Source organism: Vibrio sp. 5S239 (assembly GCF_041439575.1).
Taxonomy (GTDB): domain Bacteria; phylum Pseudomonadota; class Gammaproteobacteria; order Enterobacterales; family Vibrionaceae; genus Vibrio; species Vibrio kanaloae.
Genome location: NZ_JBGOOM010000004.1, coordinates 57,863 through 75,352 on the forward strand (window position 1 = coordinate 57,863; position 17,490 = coordinate 75,352).

A 17,490-nucleotide genomic window follows, 5' to 3' on the forward strand; every position below is an offset into this window, starting at 1 on the left:
GCAAAATCAAACTATCAAACGTTGATAAGAAGATTTTTGGTCAATTTTAGGTCAATCGCAAGAAGTGAGCGATCAACCACAGTCTGTAAACAGTATTTTGTTACGCGTTCAACATCTTATTTATATCTAATTGTAACGATTCAAGCTGCTTGGCTACACGACCAACATCACCTGCACCCTGCGTCAAAACAAGGTCTCCACCTTGAATTACGTTTGCTAAAACCGATGGCAGAGTATTGATATCAGCCACGAAAATTGGATCAATCTTACCACGCCCGCGAATAGTTCGGCTCAATGAACGCCCGTCAGCACCAGCAATAGGTTTCTCACCTGCTGAATAAACATCTAATAAGATTAATACATCAACTTGATCAAGAACGTTTGCAAAGTCATCGTACAGATCTCGCGTTCGGCTGTAGCGATGAGGTTGAAAAATCATCACAAGACGTTTATCAGTCCAGCCACTGCGAGCCGCTTGAATGGTTACATTCACTTCAGTCGGGTGATGGCCATAATCATCGACCAACATTGCCACGCCGTTCCCTGTTTCGTATTCACCAAGGTGATCAAAACGACGGCCAGTACCTTCCGTTCCCGCCATCGCTTTGAGAATCGCTTCATCGCTGATGTCATCTTCTGTTGCTACAGCAATCGCCGCTGATGCATTCAGTGCATTGTGACGACCCGGAATGTTTAACGTGATATCAAGGTTAGCTTTACCTTCGCGTACTACCGTGAACTTACCTTGTTGACCTTCTTGTACGTAGTTCTCAATACGAATATCCGCATCTTCTGAGAAACCGTAAGTAATCACCTGGCGACTTACCTGAGGAATAAGCTCACGCACTACTGGATCATCAACACACATCACAGCCTGACCGTAGAATGGTAGGTTGTGTAAGAAATCAATAAACGTCTGCTTTAGCGTTTCAAAATCGCCGCCGTAGGTGTCCATGTGATCAGCTTCAATATTCGTTACGATACTGACCATTGGTTGCAGATGTAAGAATGACGCATCACTTTCATCAGCTTCAGCGATAAGTATACGGCTTGAACCTAGGCGAGCATTAGTACCCGCACTTTTCACCAAACCACCGTTTACGAAGGTTGGATCTAAACCCGCTTCCGAGTAAATCTGTGTCACTAGCGCTGTAGTCGTTGTTTTACCGTGCGTACCTGCCACAGCAATACCATGACGAAAACGCATCAGCTCAGCCAGCATTTCTGCTCGACGAACGATCGGTGTACGCGCTTCACGAGCGGCAATAATTTCTGGGTTCTCTTCGTTAATAGCGGTTGAAACCACCACCACACTTGCATCAGCAACATTGCTTGCTTGGTGACCGATATAAATGGTCGCGCCCTTGCTAATCAAACGCTCAGTCACTAGATTTTGAGCAATATCAGACCCGGTAATTTGGTAGCCTTCATTGAGCAAGACTTCAGCTATCCCGCTCATTCCGGCGCCACCAATGCCGATGAAGTGGATAGATTTAACACGGCGCATCTCTGGCACCATTGCACGGATTTGCGCTAAGTCTTGGGTATGTTCAATCGTCATCAATTCAATCTCATTATTTTGCTAAAGCTTTAATCGCTTCAGCGACGGTCACATCAGCATCAAGCTTGGCGGCTTGACGAGCTTTTGTTGCCATCATTTTTAATTCATTTCTATCAAGCTGCGCGATAGTGTTCGCTAGCTTATCAGCCGTTAGTTGAGGCTGTTCAATCATTAACGCGGCGCCACATTCAACTAAATGGTCGGCATTCAACGCTTGTTGTCTGTCTTTGTGCATAAACGGAACGAAGATAGATCCGACACCTGCCGCAGACACTTCTGATACGGTTAATGCACCTGAGCGACACACTAATAGATCTGCCCACTCATAAGCTTGCGCCACATCATCAATAAATTCAGTCACTTGAACATTATCAACAGAATATGATTTGTATTGCTCAATAACTTGCTGTTGATTATTTTTTCCGGCTTGGTGCATCACAGTAAAACCAGAACCCAACTGAGCCAAGGTCATTGGCAGAGTATCGTTAAGTATTTTAGCCCCTTGGCTACCGCCCATCACGAGGATGCGAATATCGCCATCACGATCTGCCATGCGTTGCTCTGGATCAGGAAGACTCACAACATCTTCACGTACTGGGTTACCCACTACTTCTGCTGTAGGGAAAGCGCCAGGGAAAGCTTGAAAGACTTTTTTCGCGATTTTAGAAAGCCATTGGTTGGTTAAACCTGCTACCGCATTTTGTTCATGCAAAACCACTGGAATACCAGACAACCAAGCTGCAATACCGCCAGGCCCACTGACGTACCCGCCCATGCCAAGCACCACATCTGGCTGCCACGCTTTAATGTGCTGTCTTGCTTGAAGTATGGCATTAATAATCTGAAATGGTGCTTTAATTAATTTGCTAATGCCTTGACCTCGAAGGCCTTTAACTTTGATGAAGTCGATCTCAATACCATGCTTTGGCACTAAATCAGCCTCCATTCTGTCCGCCGTACCTAACCAGCGAATTTCCCAGCCTTGTTGCTGAAGCTTTTTAGCTACGGCTAACCCTGGGAAAACGTGACCGCCAGTACCACCAGCCATCACTAAGAGTTTTTTATTTTGTTTCATCACGTTAGATTCTTACTCTATTGATTCGTTTTGATTATCTGTTTGTTCTTTTTCTTCCCATCGACATTCGTGATCGATACGTAACAACATGGAAACAGCAACTGACATCACAATGAGACTTGAACCACCATAACTGATCAACGGTAATGTTAGACCTTTCGTTGGAACGATACCTGAAGCAGCGCCGACGTTAACAAGTGTCTGAAAGGCAAACCAAATACCAATGCCAAAGGCAAGATAGCCGTTGAACAATTGGTCGCTTTCGAAGGCTTTTTTCCCAATTAGGATCGCTTTAAATACCAAACTAAAAATAAGAATTAGCACTAAAGTAACACCAACAAAACCCAACTCTTCAGCCAATACAGCAAATACAAAATCGGTATGTGCTTCTGGAAGATACTCTAACTTTTGAACTGAGTTGCCGAGACCTTGCCCCATCCAGTCACCACGGCCAAACGCCATGAGTGATTGAGTTAACTGGTAACCACTGCCAAACGGGTCATTCCAAGGTTCCCAAAAAGAGGTCACACGTCGAACACGGTAAGGTTCAACTACAATCAAACCTACCACAGCTGCAATACCAGCAACCATCAGTGCGATAAACTGTGAGAGCTTAGCCCCCGCTATGAATAACATACCAAACAAGGTCACCAACATTACGACGACCGTTCCCAAATCAGGTTGACCCAGTAGCAACACTGCAAAGGCACCGAACACCATGATGGGCTTAGCAAAGCCACCAAAGAAGGTTTTTCTCACCTCATCTTGTTTTCGAACCAAGTAGCCAGCCATAAAGATAAACAGCGATAGTTTAGCGACTTCGGCAGGTTGTAAGTTAAACAGCCCAAGTGGAATCCAACGCGATGCACCGTTAACCGATTTACCTACGGCCAATACCACGATCAGTAGAAAGAATGATAAACCCAGTAGATACGTGCTGTATTGAAACCAGCGCTTCATCGGTATCTGTAGGATCACGCTGGATACGCCTAACGCCAAAACAAGGAAGATGGCGTGGCGAAACATAAAATGAAATGGCTGATCGGTTAAGCGAGCGCTGATAGGAAACGAAGCCGACGTTACCATCACCAACCCCGTTAACATTAACCCAAGAGCAATCCATACCAATTGACGATCGTAAAGTGCCTCTGGTGTGGCTCGGTTCAGCCACTGCCAAATGAATTGGTTAATCTCTTTCACTCTTAGCACTAAATGTTAGTCCTTCAACACGTTAAGCATACTCATGAGCAAGTTCAGTGAACGCATCACCTCTCGCCATGAAATTATTAAACTGATCGAAGCTTGCACAAGCAGGAGACAGCATCACCATATCCCCCGGAGCGAGCTGTTTAGAAATGCTCTCAATAATATCGTGCATAGTTTCAAACGTCTTAGCCGATGGATGCAGAGGCATAAACTGTATCGCATCTTCACCGAAGCAACATAGCTGAACACGCTCTAGTTCTGATAACACAGGTTTAAGCTCACTAAAATCGGCTCCTTTCCCTACACCGCCTACCAAGAGATACAAAGTACCTTGACACTCTAAACCAGTAAGAGCCGCTAATGTGCTGGCCACATTGGTCGCTTTTGAATCATTGACCCACTTGATCGCGCGTTTATCAGCCACCACTTGGCAACGATGAGTTAGACCATTGTAGACTTTCAGAGCTTCAAGGCTCTTTCTGTAATCAATACCAACTTGCTTCAATAGTGCTAAAGAGACTAACGCATTCGCCACATTATGACGTCCAACCAATGTTAAATCTTGGGTAGGAATTATCAGTTCATTGTTATCCACTAGCCATTCGATGCCACTACTCGTTGCAACACCAAACTCTTGGTCATCGAGACCAAATGTCACCAACGGCATCGTATGCTCTGGATAAGTCTCTTTGTCTTCGCGGTTTACAATCGCACACTGAGCATGATTAAAAATTCTTAACTTGGCATCACGATAATCGTCCATACCTTGATAGCGATCCATATGATCTTCTGACAGGTTCAAAAACGCTGCCGCCACTAGCTTTAGATTCGATGTTGTCTCTAATTGAAAGCTTGATAGCTCAAGGACATACAAATCGGCATCGAGCTCAAGAAGGTCTAAAGCTGGGATGCCAATGTTGCCACCGACACCAACGTTAAGACCAGCGGCTTTAGCAAGCACACCTGTTAGATCGGTCACCGTACTCTTGCCATTTGAACCTGTAATTGCCACAACAGGTTTATTCACCGCCCAGCCAAACAACTCGATGTCACCAACAACAGGCGTGCCCGCTTGAACAACATCTTGAATTTCTGGCGTCGCTAAGGCGATACCTGGGTTAGCAACTACCAAGTCAGCTTCCGCTAACCATTGGCTGTTCCAACTTCCAGAATGCAGTTTCACCGATTCAGGTAATGATTCTCTGCCCGGTGGTAGCTCACGAGTATCAATCACCTTAACATGAGTATGAGACTGATATTTTACGAGATGTTTAACGACAGAGAGCCCGGTAATACCGAGCCCTACAACCACTACATTTTGAATATTCTGCCAACGTTCCATTTTAAACAAGACGCTCTTAATAGTTTGAAAGAGCCTCTACGAGTTGAGAGGCTCGCTTAGGGTTAACGGACTTTCAATGTCGCTAGACCAATCAGTACTAATACCATTGAGATGATCCAAAAACGTACGATTACGCGCGGCTCCGGCCAACCTTTAAGTTCATAATGGTGGTGAATCGGTGCCATTCGGAAAATACGCTGACCACGCAGTTTGTAAGAACCCACTTGCAGAATAACGGACAAGGTTTCCATAACAAAAACACCACCCATAATAACCAGTACCAACTCTTGGCGGACTAACACAGCAATGACACCCAATGCACCACCCAGCGCTAGAGAGCCAACATCGCCCATAAATACTTGAGCAGGGTATGTGTTGAACCATAAGAAACCAAGCCCAGCACCCACAATTGCCGTACAAACCACAACCAGTTCAGATGTGTATGGGATGTATGGAATGTGTAGGTATGCCGCGAAGTTAACGTTACCCGTAGCCCAAGCAATCACAGCAAAACCAGCCGCAACCATAACCGTTGGCATAATAGCTAAGCCATCTAGACCGTCTGTTAGGTTTACCGCATTACTGGTACCAACAATAACAAAGTACGTCAGTACTATGTATAACAAGCCTAACTGTGGCATCACTTCTTTGAAGAAAGGAACAACCAGTTGTGTTGCCGCGGTATCTTGCCCGTGAGCATACAGAGCAAACGCCACAACCAATGCAATAGCCGACTGCCAAAAATACTTCCAACGAGCAATCAGGCCATCGGTATTCTTGCGAACAACCTTACGATAGTCATCAACAAAACCGACCGCACCGTAACCACCAAGTACAACTAATACCGCCCAAACGTAAGGGTTTGAAAGATCAGTCCACATCAATACCGTAATAATGATCGCAGCTAAGATCATCACACCACCCATGGTCGGTGTACCACGTTTGCTAAAGTGGGATTCAGGTCCATCATTACGAACAACTTGACCAATTTGTAGCATTTGCAGACGCTCAATTAAACGAGGTCCCATCCACAACGACAGACACAAAGCAGTCAAAATACTCGCGATTGCACGAAACGATAAGTATTCGAACAAACGGAAAAAAGAAAAGTGTGGCTGTAGTAGCTCTGCAAGCCAAATTATCATGAAAAGTTCTCCTTTAAAGCAGCGGCTATTTTACTCATTCCTGCACTATTTGCGCCTTTTACCAACAAGGTATGTGACGCGTTTTCTGGCAAGCATAAGTGCTGCTCTATGTGCGCGATCATCGCTTGATGCGTGTCAAAGTGAGTACCATGACAGATCTCACTAATCACTTTGGTATCATTACCGTAAGTGAGTACATGCTCAAAAGCGAATGGGGCAGCATATTCACCGACTTGACGGTGAAGTGCAAGGCTTTCATCACCTAATTCAGCCATATTGCCTAAAATTAGCCAACGTTGACCTTTGAAACTTGACAGCAATTTAGCTGCCGCCTTCATTGCTGGCACGCTGGCGTTATAACTGTCATCTATCAGCTTGATATTCTGACTTAATTGTTGAACCTCAACTCGTCCTTTAACCGAGATAAGATTCGCTAAACCATTTTTCACTTCATCCAGCGTGGCACCAAATTGAATACTCAACGCTGAAGCAGCTAACGCATTCGCTACGTTATGCTGACCAATAATGCCAAGCTCAATCGGCATAGCGCCTTGCGGTGTTTGCATCTCAAAGCAAGCTTCGCCCAGATCATTAATGCGAATATTCTTAGCAAAGTAATCCGCCGTGTTGTCGTTTTCTGAAAATGTCAGTACCATTTTATCTGCAAGTACTTCACTCCAAAAGTCGCCACCGTTACTCTCTAAATTAACAATAGCAGTATCACCGGTAGCAAGCCCCTGAAAGATTTCACCTTTCGCTTGTTTAACACCATTAATTGAGCCAAAGCCTTCTAGATGTGCGGCAGCAACGTTATTAACCAACGCCACCTGTGGTTTCACAAGCTGCGTAGTATAGGCGATTTCACCAATGTGGTTCGCGCCCAGTTCTATCACAGCATAGTCATCATTTGGTTCACTGCGCAGCAAGGTTAGTGGGACTCCAATATCATTATTGAAGTTACCCGCCGTAAATAGCACCTTGCCACGTTGTTGTAGAATACTTGCGACCATCTCTTTAACGGTCGTCTTACCGCAGCTACCTGTAATCGCCATAGTTGGGACATTACATTGTTCATGAATCCAAGCACTTAGCTGACCTAAAGCCAGTTTAGTGTCTTCGACAACGACTTGAGTAATATTTAGGTCAAGTTTTCGTTCAACTAACAACGCGCTCGCATTTGCCTCCACCGCTTGATGGCAAAAATCATGCGCATCAAAACGTTCACCAACGATAGCGACAAACAGTGCGCCTTCTTCGACGGTGCGAGTATCAGTAGAAACGGCATTAATTACGCTATTGTTTGACTTACCAGCCTCAATTAGCTCACCGCAGACAGCAGAACAAATCTGCTCGAGTGATACATCAATCATTATGAAATACCTAAAAGTTGAAGCGCAGACTCTCTGTCTGAGTAATGGATCGTTTCGTCTTTCAATACTTGGTAATCCTCATGGCCTTTGCCAGCCAAAAGAATAATGTCATTGCTACACGCTTGCTCTAAAGCAAACTTAACCGCTTGATAGCGATCATGCTCGACGAACGCCGATTCTGGTTCATTTAAACCAGCAAGCATGTCTTTGACAATAAGGGCTGGGTCTTCGCTGCGAGGGTTGTCATCTGAAATAATAATTTTGTCGGCGAACTGCTCTGCCGTTACCGCCATCATTGGACGCTTACCGGTGTCGCGATCACCACCACAACCGAAGACTGCCCACAGTTGCCCAGAGCAATGCACGCGCAGTGCCGCCAACGCTTTTTCTAGTGCATCTGGTGTATGAGCGTAATCGACAACCACTTTTGCCTTATTCGGAGTTTGGAAAAGCTCCATACGGCCAATGACAGGTTGAAGCTGAGGCGCAGTGTCGACCAAGGTTCGCTTGTCGATACCTAACGAAAGCAAAGTCGCAAAAGCAACCAGTACATTTGATGCGTTGAACTGACCAATCAGTGGAACAGAAAGCTTCCCTTGTCCCCAACTACCATCGAAAGACAGTTGAATACCGGTTTCTGCATAAGCGACATCAGATGCCCATACCGATTGTTGATAGCCCGTTAGCGGTGACAATGAAACGGCTATGGCATTAGATAAATCTGACACCCAAGCTTTACCCACGTCGTCATCCACATTAATGACTGCGTGCTTACATTTGTGGCGAGTAAACAGGCTCTTCTTAGCCAATGCGTACTCTTCCATCGTGCCGTGATAATCAAGATGATCACGACTCAAATTAGTAAATACACCAACTTCGAAGTCCAAGGCTTTAACGCGACCTTGCACCAAACCATGAGAAGATATTTCCATTGCTGTGTAAGCTGCGTTTTCTTCCGCTAACTCACTCAGTGTGCGTTGTATTTCAATAGCACTGCCGGTGGTATTCGCCGCGATTTTTAGATTGTCTAAAAAGCCATTACCTGTGGTACCCATTACCGCAGAACGTTGACCAACAAGATCAAGCCACTGAGCAAGTAATTGAGTGATGGTGGTTTTACCATTAGTACCTGTAACGCCAATCAGCTTAGTCGCTTGAGAAGAATAAACTCGGCCAGCCAGTTCAGAGAGAATTGAATTTAGCTCTGCTACATAAACAACAGGAACTGCATTTAACCACTCAATCAAGCCATGAGCTTTGCCATCACCAGACTGTGCAATGACGGCTTTCGCACCTTGCGCAACGGCTTTGTCAATAAAGCGACGACCATCAACGGCATGTCCAACGATGGCAACAAAAATATCACCGTCTTTGATTACACGGCTATCCAACTCCAACTGCTCAACCGTAATCGCATCCAGTTCAGGTGAACTAAAATCCCCCCAAGGAGAAAGTAAAGATGACAGCGTGAGGCTATTACTCATATTGAATCCTGATTGGCTCTATTCTTGAAATTTGTTTTCATCAGCAGGGACATTCAGTATTTGCAGTGCACCCTTCATGATTTCAGAAAAAACGGGAGCGGCTACCGAACCACCGTAGTAAAGATCGCCTTGAGGCTCATTGACCACCACAACCAGTGCAACTCTTGGGTCGCTAACCGGGGCAAAACCTGATGTAACAGCGATATACTCATCACTATAACCACCAGCTTCGGCTTTACGAGATGTACCCGTCTTGGCTGCCACTCGGTAACCAGGCACTGCGGCTCTTGTTGCCGTACCGCCTTTTTGGGTTACCCCTTCTAGCATTTGCAGGACCAGTTCAGCATTTTCGCGCTTGATGATCTGCTTAGAGAAACTTCGATCGTTACTCTTAATAATATGAATCGGCTCATACATGCCTTTATTCGCCAGTGTCGCATAAGCATGCGCTAGCTGGAGCGGCGTCACAGATAGGCCGTAACCAAATGATAAGGTGGCAATTTCAAACTTAGACCAACGGCGTCGATTCGGGAAGATACCACTGGTTTCCCCTACTAGGTTTAGACCAGACATTTCACCCAGTCCGACAGAACTATACATCCCAAGCAAGGCTTCTAGTGGCATATCAAGCGCTAATTTTGCTACACCGATGTTACTCGACTTCTTTAAAATCGTTGCTAAATCAGCTTTGCCAACTTTCGATGTATCACGAACACGGCTACCACCAATACGCATGATGCCATTACCAGTATTGATAACCGTATCAGGGTTAGCTGTGCCATTTTCTAGTGCGGCTAAAAGCACGAAAGGTTTCACTGTCGAACCCGGTTCCATCGCATCGGTTAAGACACGGTTACGCATCTTAAAACTTTGCAGGTCAGCACGGTTATTCGGGTTATACGAAGGAGCATTAACCATCGCCAAAACAGCGCCAGTTTTTACATCCAATAAAATTGCAGAACCCGAAGTCGCTTTATGATCAGCGACCGCCTGCTTAATTTCTCGATAGGCTATTGCTTGTAAACGCTGATCAATGGTGAGCTCTAATTGCTTACCTTGTTCGCGCTCCTCTAATGCAATATTCTCTACCACACGGCCATAACGGTCTTTACGTATTGTTCGCTTACCCGCCTCACCAGTGAGCCATTGATCATAGCTGCGCTCTACGCCTTCAAGCCCATGACCATCGATACCCGTCACACCAATCAAGTGCGCACTGATCTCCCCCGCAGGGTAATAACGACGAGATTCAGCTTTAAGGCCAACGCCGACCAGCTTTAGATCTCGGATATACTTAGCCATTGCTGGGCTAACTTGCCTTTGCAGATAAATAAATCGACGGGACTTGTTACTAGAAATTTTATCGATCATCGATTGTCGTTCTAAACCAAGTACATCCGCTAACGCATACCAACGATCGATTTGGGCCATGCCATTTTTATCGAAAATAGTTTTTGGGTCAGCCCATACCGCTTCAACCGGAACACTAACCGCAAGCGGTTCGCCATTGCGGTCTGAGATAATACCGCGAGCAGAAGGAATTGCCTTCACACGTACAGAACGAAGGTCGCCCTGGCGAATCAAGTTATCTGGTTCAATGATTTGGATATAGGCCACACGGGCAACCAATGTCGCAAAGGCAAGGAACACGAAAGCAATAACTACGTTAAAACGCCATTTAATTAGAGTTGGATTAGAATCCTTTTCGCTCTTCACACGCTCTTTCGTTGATTTATTAACAGCTCTCGTGCGTGCTTTTTCCTTTTTAGCGGTCATTTTAGTGTGATCACAACTTCTTTGTCAGAGTCTGGACGTTTCATGTCTAGCTCTCTTTTTGCCGATGCTTGAACACGACTATGTTCAGCCAGTGCTGTCTCTTCAAGCATTAAATTACGCCACTCATCATCAAGTTGCTCTCGCTCTACCAATGCCGTGTCTTTTTGCGTGATCGCCTGACGTGACATATGTGTTGTGAGAACGACCCCCATCGCACTCGCGAAGATACAGATAAGAAGCACCAATGGGACCTTGCCCACAGAGATCAAATCAAAAAATATTATCTTGGCTAAATTAGGCTTAGAGGTCTTCATTGACTAAAGTTTTTCTGCAATTCGTAGTACTGAACTACGTGAACGAGTGTTCTCATCCACTTCATCTTTCGATGGTTTAATCGCTTTACCAACAGGCTTAAGGTCAGCACTACCTAGCGCTTTGATCTGCTCTTCTGTTAGTGGCAGGCCATGAGGTACTTGAGGGCCTTGGCTCTCTTTGCGAATAAAGCGTTTCACCATGCGGTCTTCAAGTGAGTGGAAGCTGATCACCGACAGTCGACCTTCTGGAGCAAGGATGCTTGCCGCACCTTTTAGTGCCGTATCAATTTCTTCAAGCTCACTGTTGATGTAGATACGGAATGCTTGGAAAGCACGGGTGGCTGGGTGCTTTTTCTCTTTGAAGTTTTTTGGCGCTACATCAGAGATAAGCTTAGCCAATTGGCCAGTACGCGTTAACGGTTCGTTCTCTTCGTTCTCTTGATAAGCAATGATGCCTTTCGCGATACGACGAGCGTGTTTATCTTCACCGAATTCACGGATAACCCATGTGATGTCATCAAGATCCGCTTCGATTAACCATTGAGATACCGGAATACCCGTAGTTGGATCCATACGCATATCCAATGGGCCGTCTTTCATAAAACTAAACCCACGCTCAGCATCATCCAACTGCGGTGAAGAGACACCCAAATCCAATAAAACACCATCCACTTGACCGACTAAATCATAACGCTCTGCGTATTCAGCAATACCTGAAAATGGGCCGTGAATAATCGTAAAACGAGGGTCATCAATCTTTTGTGCTTCTGCAATCGCTTGTGGATCGCGGTCGATACTAAAGAGTCGCCCATTCTCGCCCAGTTTAGACAGGATTGTACGGCTATGACCACCACGTCCAAAGGTACCATCAATGTAGGTACCGTCAGGTTTTATCGCAAGTCCGTCAATAGATTCGTTAAGCAATACTGAAATATGTTTGAATGCTTCTGTCATAGTCTTCTCAGTGAGTGGATTGAGCCATTAGTTCGGCAATAATTGGTTCTATTAACGTTTTAGTGTACTGATTTCACACTGTATCTCCACCATATTGTGTACAGGCTTTGGAATTTTTGCCCCAAATTTATATCAGGATGAAAGATTTTAAGGAAATCTAAATCATTTACGTCAATATAAAGCAAAAAACCCATCACTACCGTTAAGTAATGATGGGTTCTTTATATAGGTGGAGTTGACACATACGCCGGGTTCTGTTCCGCTTGCGCGGTGGTAACCATTCGTCTAGGCCTGCAATCGCTCACAGGCTCAAGCAATCTACCCGCCCCCAAACACGAGCAATGCTATGTGAGGGCCTATTTGATCTTGCTCCGGGTGGAGTTTACCTTGCTACGAACTGTTGCCAGTCGCACGGTGCGCTCTTACCGCACCCTTTCAGCCTTACCTGTGCCTCTTCCGAAGAAATGAGGCCATCGGCGGTCTTCTCTCTGCTGCACTTGTCGTGGGCTCGCGCCCCCCAGACGTTATCTGGCACCCTGCTCTATGGAGCCCGGACGTTCCTCCCCTTTACCAGTCTCCCGAAGGACTTCAACATCAGTTTCCCGAAGGACCTCAATGTCAGTCTCCCGAAGGACATCAATAAAGCAGCGATTACCCGTTCAACTCCGAGGGCGGATTGTATAGAGATTAATGTGCAGTGTCTAGCGAGATCACAAATATGCTGCAAACCGTTAAGCAAGTGCACGAATTTCACACAATTTAGGCACAAAAAAAGGAGCGACGGTATCACCTTCACTCCTTAGAACCTTTCAATACAAGTTAGCTACTCTATAAAATATAAAGCGCACTCTAGTTGTCTAGATGCTCTAAGCCCCATTTGTATAAAGCGTTCTTTTTCAGGTTATAGATCTCGGCCGTCATCGCCGCTGCTTTTTTAAGGGGCAGTTCTTTGGTTAGAATGCCCAATGTGCGAGTCGCTTCATCAGGCAGCTCTGTGGTTGCTGCTTCACGGTGACCATGAATCAGTAGCACCATTTCACCGCGCTTACGGTTCGAATCTTCTTCAATCCACTCAATCAACTCACCTAATGGCAGACCTTGAATCGTTTCAAAGGTCTTAGTCAACTCACGCGCCAACACAACCTCACGGTCGGGGCCTAGAATCTCTAGCATGTCTTGCAGAGAGTCGGAAATACGATGCGGTGATTCATAGAAGATACACGTGCGCTCGGCCTTTGAAATCTCTAAGAACTTGTCTTTACGACCCTTGCTCTTTGGCGGTAAGAAGCCTTCAAAGCTGAAACGATCAGATGGCAAACCAGAAGCACTGAGCGCCGTAATCACAGCACAAGCACCAGGAAGTGGCACAACTCTCACACCCGCTTGACGACATTGCGATACAAGATGGTAACCTGGGTCACTGATTAAAGGGGTTCCCGCATCAGAGACTAATGCGATAGACTGACCTTCTAATAACTTTTCAACTAGAACTTGCGCTTTGGTTTGTTCATTATGATCATGTAGAGCAAACGTTCTGGTCGGTATATTGAAGTGAGCGAGAAGCTTACCCGTGTGACGTGTATCTTCGGCTGCAATAACATCGACACTTGATAAAATTTCAATTGCTCTTTGAGTGATATCTCCCAAATTTCCGATGGGGGTTGGCACAATATAGAGAGTTGGGCTCTCTGTGAGCAAGGTTTTGTTATCTGTCATTTGTTTACCATCACTTCAACGATTAATATAGATACAAATTTATACGGAATTTAAAGAACTCATGGCAACGATGAACCATAAGAGACTCAGTGTACCACGCTTACTCACTCCAATTGCATTAGCAATTACATTGGCGGCTTGTTCTTCAGGTCCTCAAGCACCAACGCGTGTTGATATCACACTCGATCCAGCGCAATCAACTGAAAGTTACATGATCCAAGCAGATAGTAGCAAAGGTAGTCTACAAAACGACTGGTTAATCATGGCGCTTAAAGCTTCTGTGCAAGCAGGAAAAACCGATCAAGCGACTCTACTTATCAAACGCTTAGCGAGACAAGAGCTGAGTGAAATCCAGCAAGCCGAATGGCAGCTAGCTCGAGCGCAGCTGTTGGTTAATAACTCGCAACCAGGTCAAGCCTATAAACAATTGAACTTTCAGCCTTGGTGGAAGCTTCCCAACGAGCAATGGAAAGATTATCACGAGCTACGCGCGGATCTTTTAGAGATGAAAAGCGAATATTTCGAAGCGGCTCGTGAGCTAGTCCTTTACTCTGAATACGCTGACAGCGACGACGAAAGCCAACAGCAAACCGCCGACCGTATTTGGCAAAACCTGAATAGCTACTCTCAATACGAGATTCTTGAACTCAAAACGTCGCCTACAGAAGACGTTCTTGCAGGTTGGTTGCAACTGTCTATTTATACTAAAACACTGAATGCTAACCTTCCTGAACTACAGAAAACACTGTCTGATTGGTTGGCAGAGAACCCGCGTCATCCTGCCGCGACCTACACACCCCAAGCAATCAATGACATTGTAGCTTTAGAGATCAGTAAACCAACCAGCACAGCTCTGTTACTACCATTAACTGGCAAGTACGGTAAGCAAGCACAACTCGTCCGTGATGGCTTCATTTTCGCTATGATGAATGACAAAGAACGTGAAGAAGACGCAACGCTGACTGTGTTGGACACCAACATCCAAAGCATCGTTGAAATAAAAGCAACGTTGGAAGAAAACAACGTGGATTTTATTGTTGGCCCGCTAATTAAGAACAACATAGTCAAGCTTCAAGAAGCACAACAAGATCATGAAAAGGCTATCCCAGCACTTGCGCTAAACATCCCAACTCAACTAGAACCGAATAGCAATATTTGCTATCTCGCCTTGTCGCCAGAGCAAGAAGTCGCTCAAGCCGCGAAACACCTTTTTTCTCAAGGCTATAAGTACCCGCTAATCCTAGCTCCGAAAGGGCGCCTAGGTGACAGAGTTGAGCAAGCGTTTAAGAAAGAGTGGAAAAAATACAGCAACAACGATGTCGCCATGAGCTTTTTCTCTGACAAACGCCAATTACAACGCAATGTGAATCAGGTATTCGGATTACAAGAAAGCCAGCAGCGTATCGCTCAAATGGATGGACTACTGAACCTAGACCTAGAAACCGAGCCTCGCAGTCGTCGCGATATAGATTCAGTCTACATTGTGGCTAAAAACTCAGAACTCACGCTGATCAAACCTTTCATCGAGGTTGCAATTAATCCTGATGCAGACCAACCCGCATTGTTCTCAAACTCACGTAGTAATAGCGGTGATAGGCAGTATGAAGATCTAACAGGTGTTTTTTACAGCGACATTCCTCTGTTAGTTGACAACAAAAACGAACTGAACAAAGAGCTAAATGACCTATGGCCAGCCAACTCAAACGGCCAAAAGCGTCTACAAGCGCTAGGGATGGATGCTTACTACCTGATGGGTGCACTGCCATTGATGAAAGCCGTTCAGGGGCACAGTATTCCAGGTGAAACAGGTGTATTGACCATCGATAATAACTGCGTTGTACAACGTGAAATCAGTTGGGCAGAACATGGGGCTTTTTAGCCGAAAATGTTTAACTAAACCAACAATCACCCACAAACAAGTGGGTGATAAATACGAGGCTATGGCAAAATCTTATCTGATAAACCACGGTTTATCGTTAGTTCAAGAAAACTTCATAGCAAAATGTGGTGAGATTGATCTTATAATGCGCCATAACAACACGGTTGTGTTTGCTGAGGTAAAATACCGCAAGCAGACCCGCTACGGACATGCCGCTGAAATGGTAACAGCCAAAAAGTCACAGAAGCTGCTCAAAACAGCTAATATCTGGCTGATGAAGCAAGGCCTGTCGGTGCACTCTACAGATTTCAGGTTTGATATCGTTGCCATTGAAGGGCCGAATGACAATATCAACTGGATTCAAAACGCGATTACCCAAGGATAAACATGCTAGACAGCATTAAAGAAAGTTTTACAGAAAGTATTCAAATCCAAATTGCGGCTGCAGAAGCTCTGCCAGACGCAATCACGCATGCCGCTCAAGCCATGGTTGCGACCTTGCTGAACGGGAACAAAATTCTTTGTTGTGGTAATGGTGGTTCGGCGTCGAATGCTCAGCAATTTGTATCGTGCCTGCTCAATCGCTTTGAAACCGAGCGCCCTAGCCTTCCAGCTATGGCACTAATGGCAGACAACACTACCCTAACGGCAGTGGCCAACGACTACCACTATGAAGAGATCTTCTCTAAGCAGGTACGCGCGTTTGGTCAAACCGGTGATATTTTACTGGCAATCTCGACCAGCGGTAACAGCAAGAACATCATTAAGGCAATGGAAGCGGCGGTTACTCGAGACATGACAATCATCGCCTTTACGGGTAAAGATGGTGGCGAGATGGCTGGCCTGCTTGGTGAACACGATGTCGAGATTCGTATCCCTTCACACCGTACCGCGCGCATTCATGAAGTACACATGGTGACACTACACTGCCTATGTGACCTAATCGATCAAGTACTCTTCCCAGCCCACGAAGAGTGATATACGGAGCATCACAATGAAGTCATTAACCTCTATGAAGCTATTTAAGCTGATTAGTGTTTCGCTACTTACACTATCCCTATCTGGTTGTGCTGGCCTTTTCATTGCTGGTGCAGCAACCACTGCGAACTTAGTCACAGATACTCGAACAACCAAAGAGATTTGGAACGACAACAATATCGAATTTGAAGTAGCAGCTATTACCAACAAACAACCCTACCGTGGCAATGTTCGCATCACCGCTAGCTCTTACCGAGGTTCAGTGGTATTGATGGGACAAGCGACCACAGACGCTGAGCGTCGTGCTTTTGAAAACCAAGCTAAAGATGTGGCTGGTGTAGAGAGCATCCATAATCAGGTTCGCGTTAAGCAGCCATTGTCTATCAGTGCCATCAGTAACGACAGCTGGATTACCACTAAGGTGAAATCAGCATTGTTGGCTAAATCAGAGCTAAACGGTATAAAAGTGAAGGTAATTACTGAAGATTCAGAAGTATTTCTGCTTGGATTGGTTTCCCGAGAACATGCAGATATCGCGACAGAAGTCGCACGCAATATCTCAGGGGTAAAACAGGTAATACGCGCCTTTGAATATGGTGACGAAGAGACGGCCGTTAACTAGCCTTAAGCCAGTCAATTGAATGCTATATAGCAGAAAAGAAAAAGCAGCGACGAGTCGCTGCTTTTTTA

15 protein-coding genes and 1 other RNA gene are annotated in these 17,490 nt (G+C 45.4%); 4 read left to right on the top strand and 12 right to left on the bottom strand.

The window, feature by feature from the left end:
* Positions 1–100: 100 nt before the first annotated feature.
* The 12 genes from murC to rsmI form a co-directional block, all read right to left on the bottom strand.
* The gene (gene murC / locus ACED48_RS04875) at positions 101–1,561 is read right to left on the bottom strand and encodes a UDP-N-acetylmuramate--L-alanine ligase (protein WP_017056048.1); all 1,461 of its coding nucleotides are present in this window, start codon (positions 1,559–1,561) and stop codon (positions 101–103) included.
* A 13-nt stretch (positions 1,562–1,574) separates the two neighbouring features.
* Positions 1,575–2,636: an undecaprenyldiphospho-muramoylpentapeptide beta-N-acetylglucosaminyltransferase gene (gene murG / locus ACED48_RS04880; protein ID WP_017056047.1), complete on the bottom strand. Its 1,062-nt coding sequence runs from the start codon at positions 2,634–2,636 to the stop codon at positions 1,575–1,577.
* Between the two features lie 12 nt (positions 2,637–2,648).
* The gene (gene ftsW, locus ACED48_RS04885; RefSeq protein WP_017056046.1) at positions 2,649–3,845 is read right to left on the bottom strand and encodes a cell division protein FtsW; all 1,197 of its coding nucleotides are present in this window, start codon (positions 3,843–3,845) and stop codon (positions 2,649–2,651) included.
* Positions 3,846–3,867: 22 nt separating this feature from the next.
* Entirely contained in the window at positions 3,868–5,184 is a 1,317-nt protein-coding gene (gene murD, locus ACED48_RS04890) for a UDP-N-acetylmuramoyl-L-alanine--D-glutamate ligase (protein WP_017056045.1), read from the bottom strand.
* A 62-nt stretch (positions 5,185–5,246) separates the two neighbouring features.
* Entirely contained in the window at positions 5,247–6,329 is a 1,083-nt protein-coding gene (gene mraY, locus ACED48_RS04895) for a phospho-N-acetylmuramoyl-pentapeptide-transferase (RefSeq protein WP_017056044.1), read from the bottom strand.
* A complete protein-coding gene (murF, locus tag ACED48_RS04900) occupies positions 6,326–7,699 on the bottom strand; it encodes a UDP-N-acetylmuramoyl-tripeptide--D-alanyl-D-alanine ligase (RefSeq protein ID WP_017056043.1) in 1,374 nt (457 codons plus the stop codon). The genes mraY and murF overlap by 4 nt, the downstream gene beginning before the upstream one ends.
* Positions 7,699–9,183 carry a UDP-N-acetylmuramoyl-L-alanyl-D-glutamate--2,6-diaminopimelate ligase gene (gene murE, locus ACED48_RS04905; RefSeq protein WP_017056042.1) on the bottom strand — a complete coding sequence of 495 codons (1,485 nt, stop codon included), beginning with the start codon at positions 9,181–9,183 and terminating at the stop codon, positions 7,699–7,701. The genes murF and murE overlap by 1 nt, the downstream gene beginning before the upstream one ends.
* Positions 9,184–9,201: 18 nt before the next feature.
* A complete protein-coding gene (locus ACED48_RS04910) occupies positions 9,202–10,959 on the bottom strand; it encodes a peptidoglycan glycosyltransferase FtsI (protein WP_017056041.1) in 1,758 nt (585 codons plus the stop codon).
* Positions 10,956–11,273, bottom strand: a complete 318-nt coding sequence (ftsL, locus tag ACED48_RS04915; protein WP_017056040.1) for a cell division protein FtsL — start codon at positions 11,271–11,273, stop codon at positions 10,956–10,958. The genes ACED48_RS04910 and ftsL overlap by 4 nt, the downstream gene beginning before the upstream one ends.
* Before the next feature lie 3 nt (positions 11,274–11,276).
* On the bottom strand, positions 11,277–12,227 hold the full coding sequence (rsmH, locus tag ACED48_RS04920; protein WP_017056039.1) for a 16S rRNA (cytosine(1402)-N(4))-methyltransferase RsmH: 951 nt from the start codon (positions 12,225–12,227) through the stop codon (positions 11,277–11,279).
* Between the two features lie 227 nt (positions 12,228–12,454).
* Positions 12,455–12,894, bottom strand: an RNA gene (gene rnpB / locus ACED48_RS04925) — RNase P RNA component class A.
* Between the two features lie 182 nt (positions 12,895–13,076).
* Positions 13,077–13,943 carry a 16S rRNA (cytidine(1402)-2'-O)-methyltransferase gene (rsmI, locus tag ACED48_RS04930; RefSeq protein WP_017056038.1) on the bottom strand — a complete coding sequence of 289 codons (867 nt, stop codon included), beginning with the start codon at positions 13,941–13,943 and terminating at the stop codon, positions 13,077–13,079.
* A 61-nt stretch (positions 13,944–14,004) separates the two neighbouring features.
* On the opposite strand from rsmI, the gene ACED48_RS04935 reads away from it, so the two are divergent.
* Genes ACED48_RS04935 through ACED48_RS04950 form a run of 4 tightly spaced genes read left to right on the top strand, consistent with a single transcriptional unit; the run spans position 14,005 to position 17,422 of the window.
* Positions 14,005–15,822, top strand: a complete 1,818-nt coding sequence (locus ACED48_RS04935) for a penicillin-binding protein activator (RefSeq protein ID WP_017056037.1) — start codon at positions 14,005–14,007, stop codon at positions 15,820–15,822.
* Positions 15,809–16,207, top strand: coding sequence for a YraN family protein (locus ACED48_RS04940; RefSeq protein ID WP_017056036.1), 399 nt, complete (start codon positions 15,809–15,811; stop codon positions 16,205–16,207). The genes ACED48_RS04935 and ACED48_RS04940 overlap by 14 nt, the downstream gene beginning before the upstream one ends.
* Before the next feature lie 2 nt (positions 16,208–16,209).
* A complete protein-coding gene (locus ACED48_RS04945; RefSeq protein WP_010434705.1) occupies positions 16,210–16,800 on the top strand; it encodes a phosphoheptose isomerase in 591 nt (196 codons plus the stop codon).
* 16 nt (positions 16,801–16,816) lie between these two features.
* Positions 16,817–17,422, top strand: coding sequence for a BON domain-containing protein (locus ACED48_RS04950; RefSeq protein WP_017056035.1), 606 nt, complete (start codon positions 16,817–16,819; stop codon positions 17,420–17,422).
* Positions 17,423–17,490: the final 68 nt, after the last annotated feature.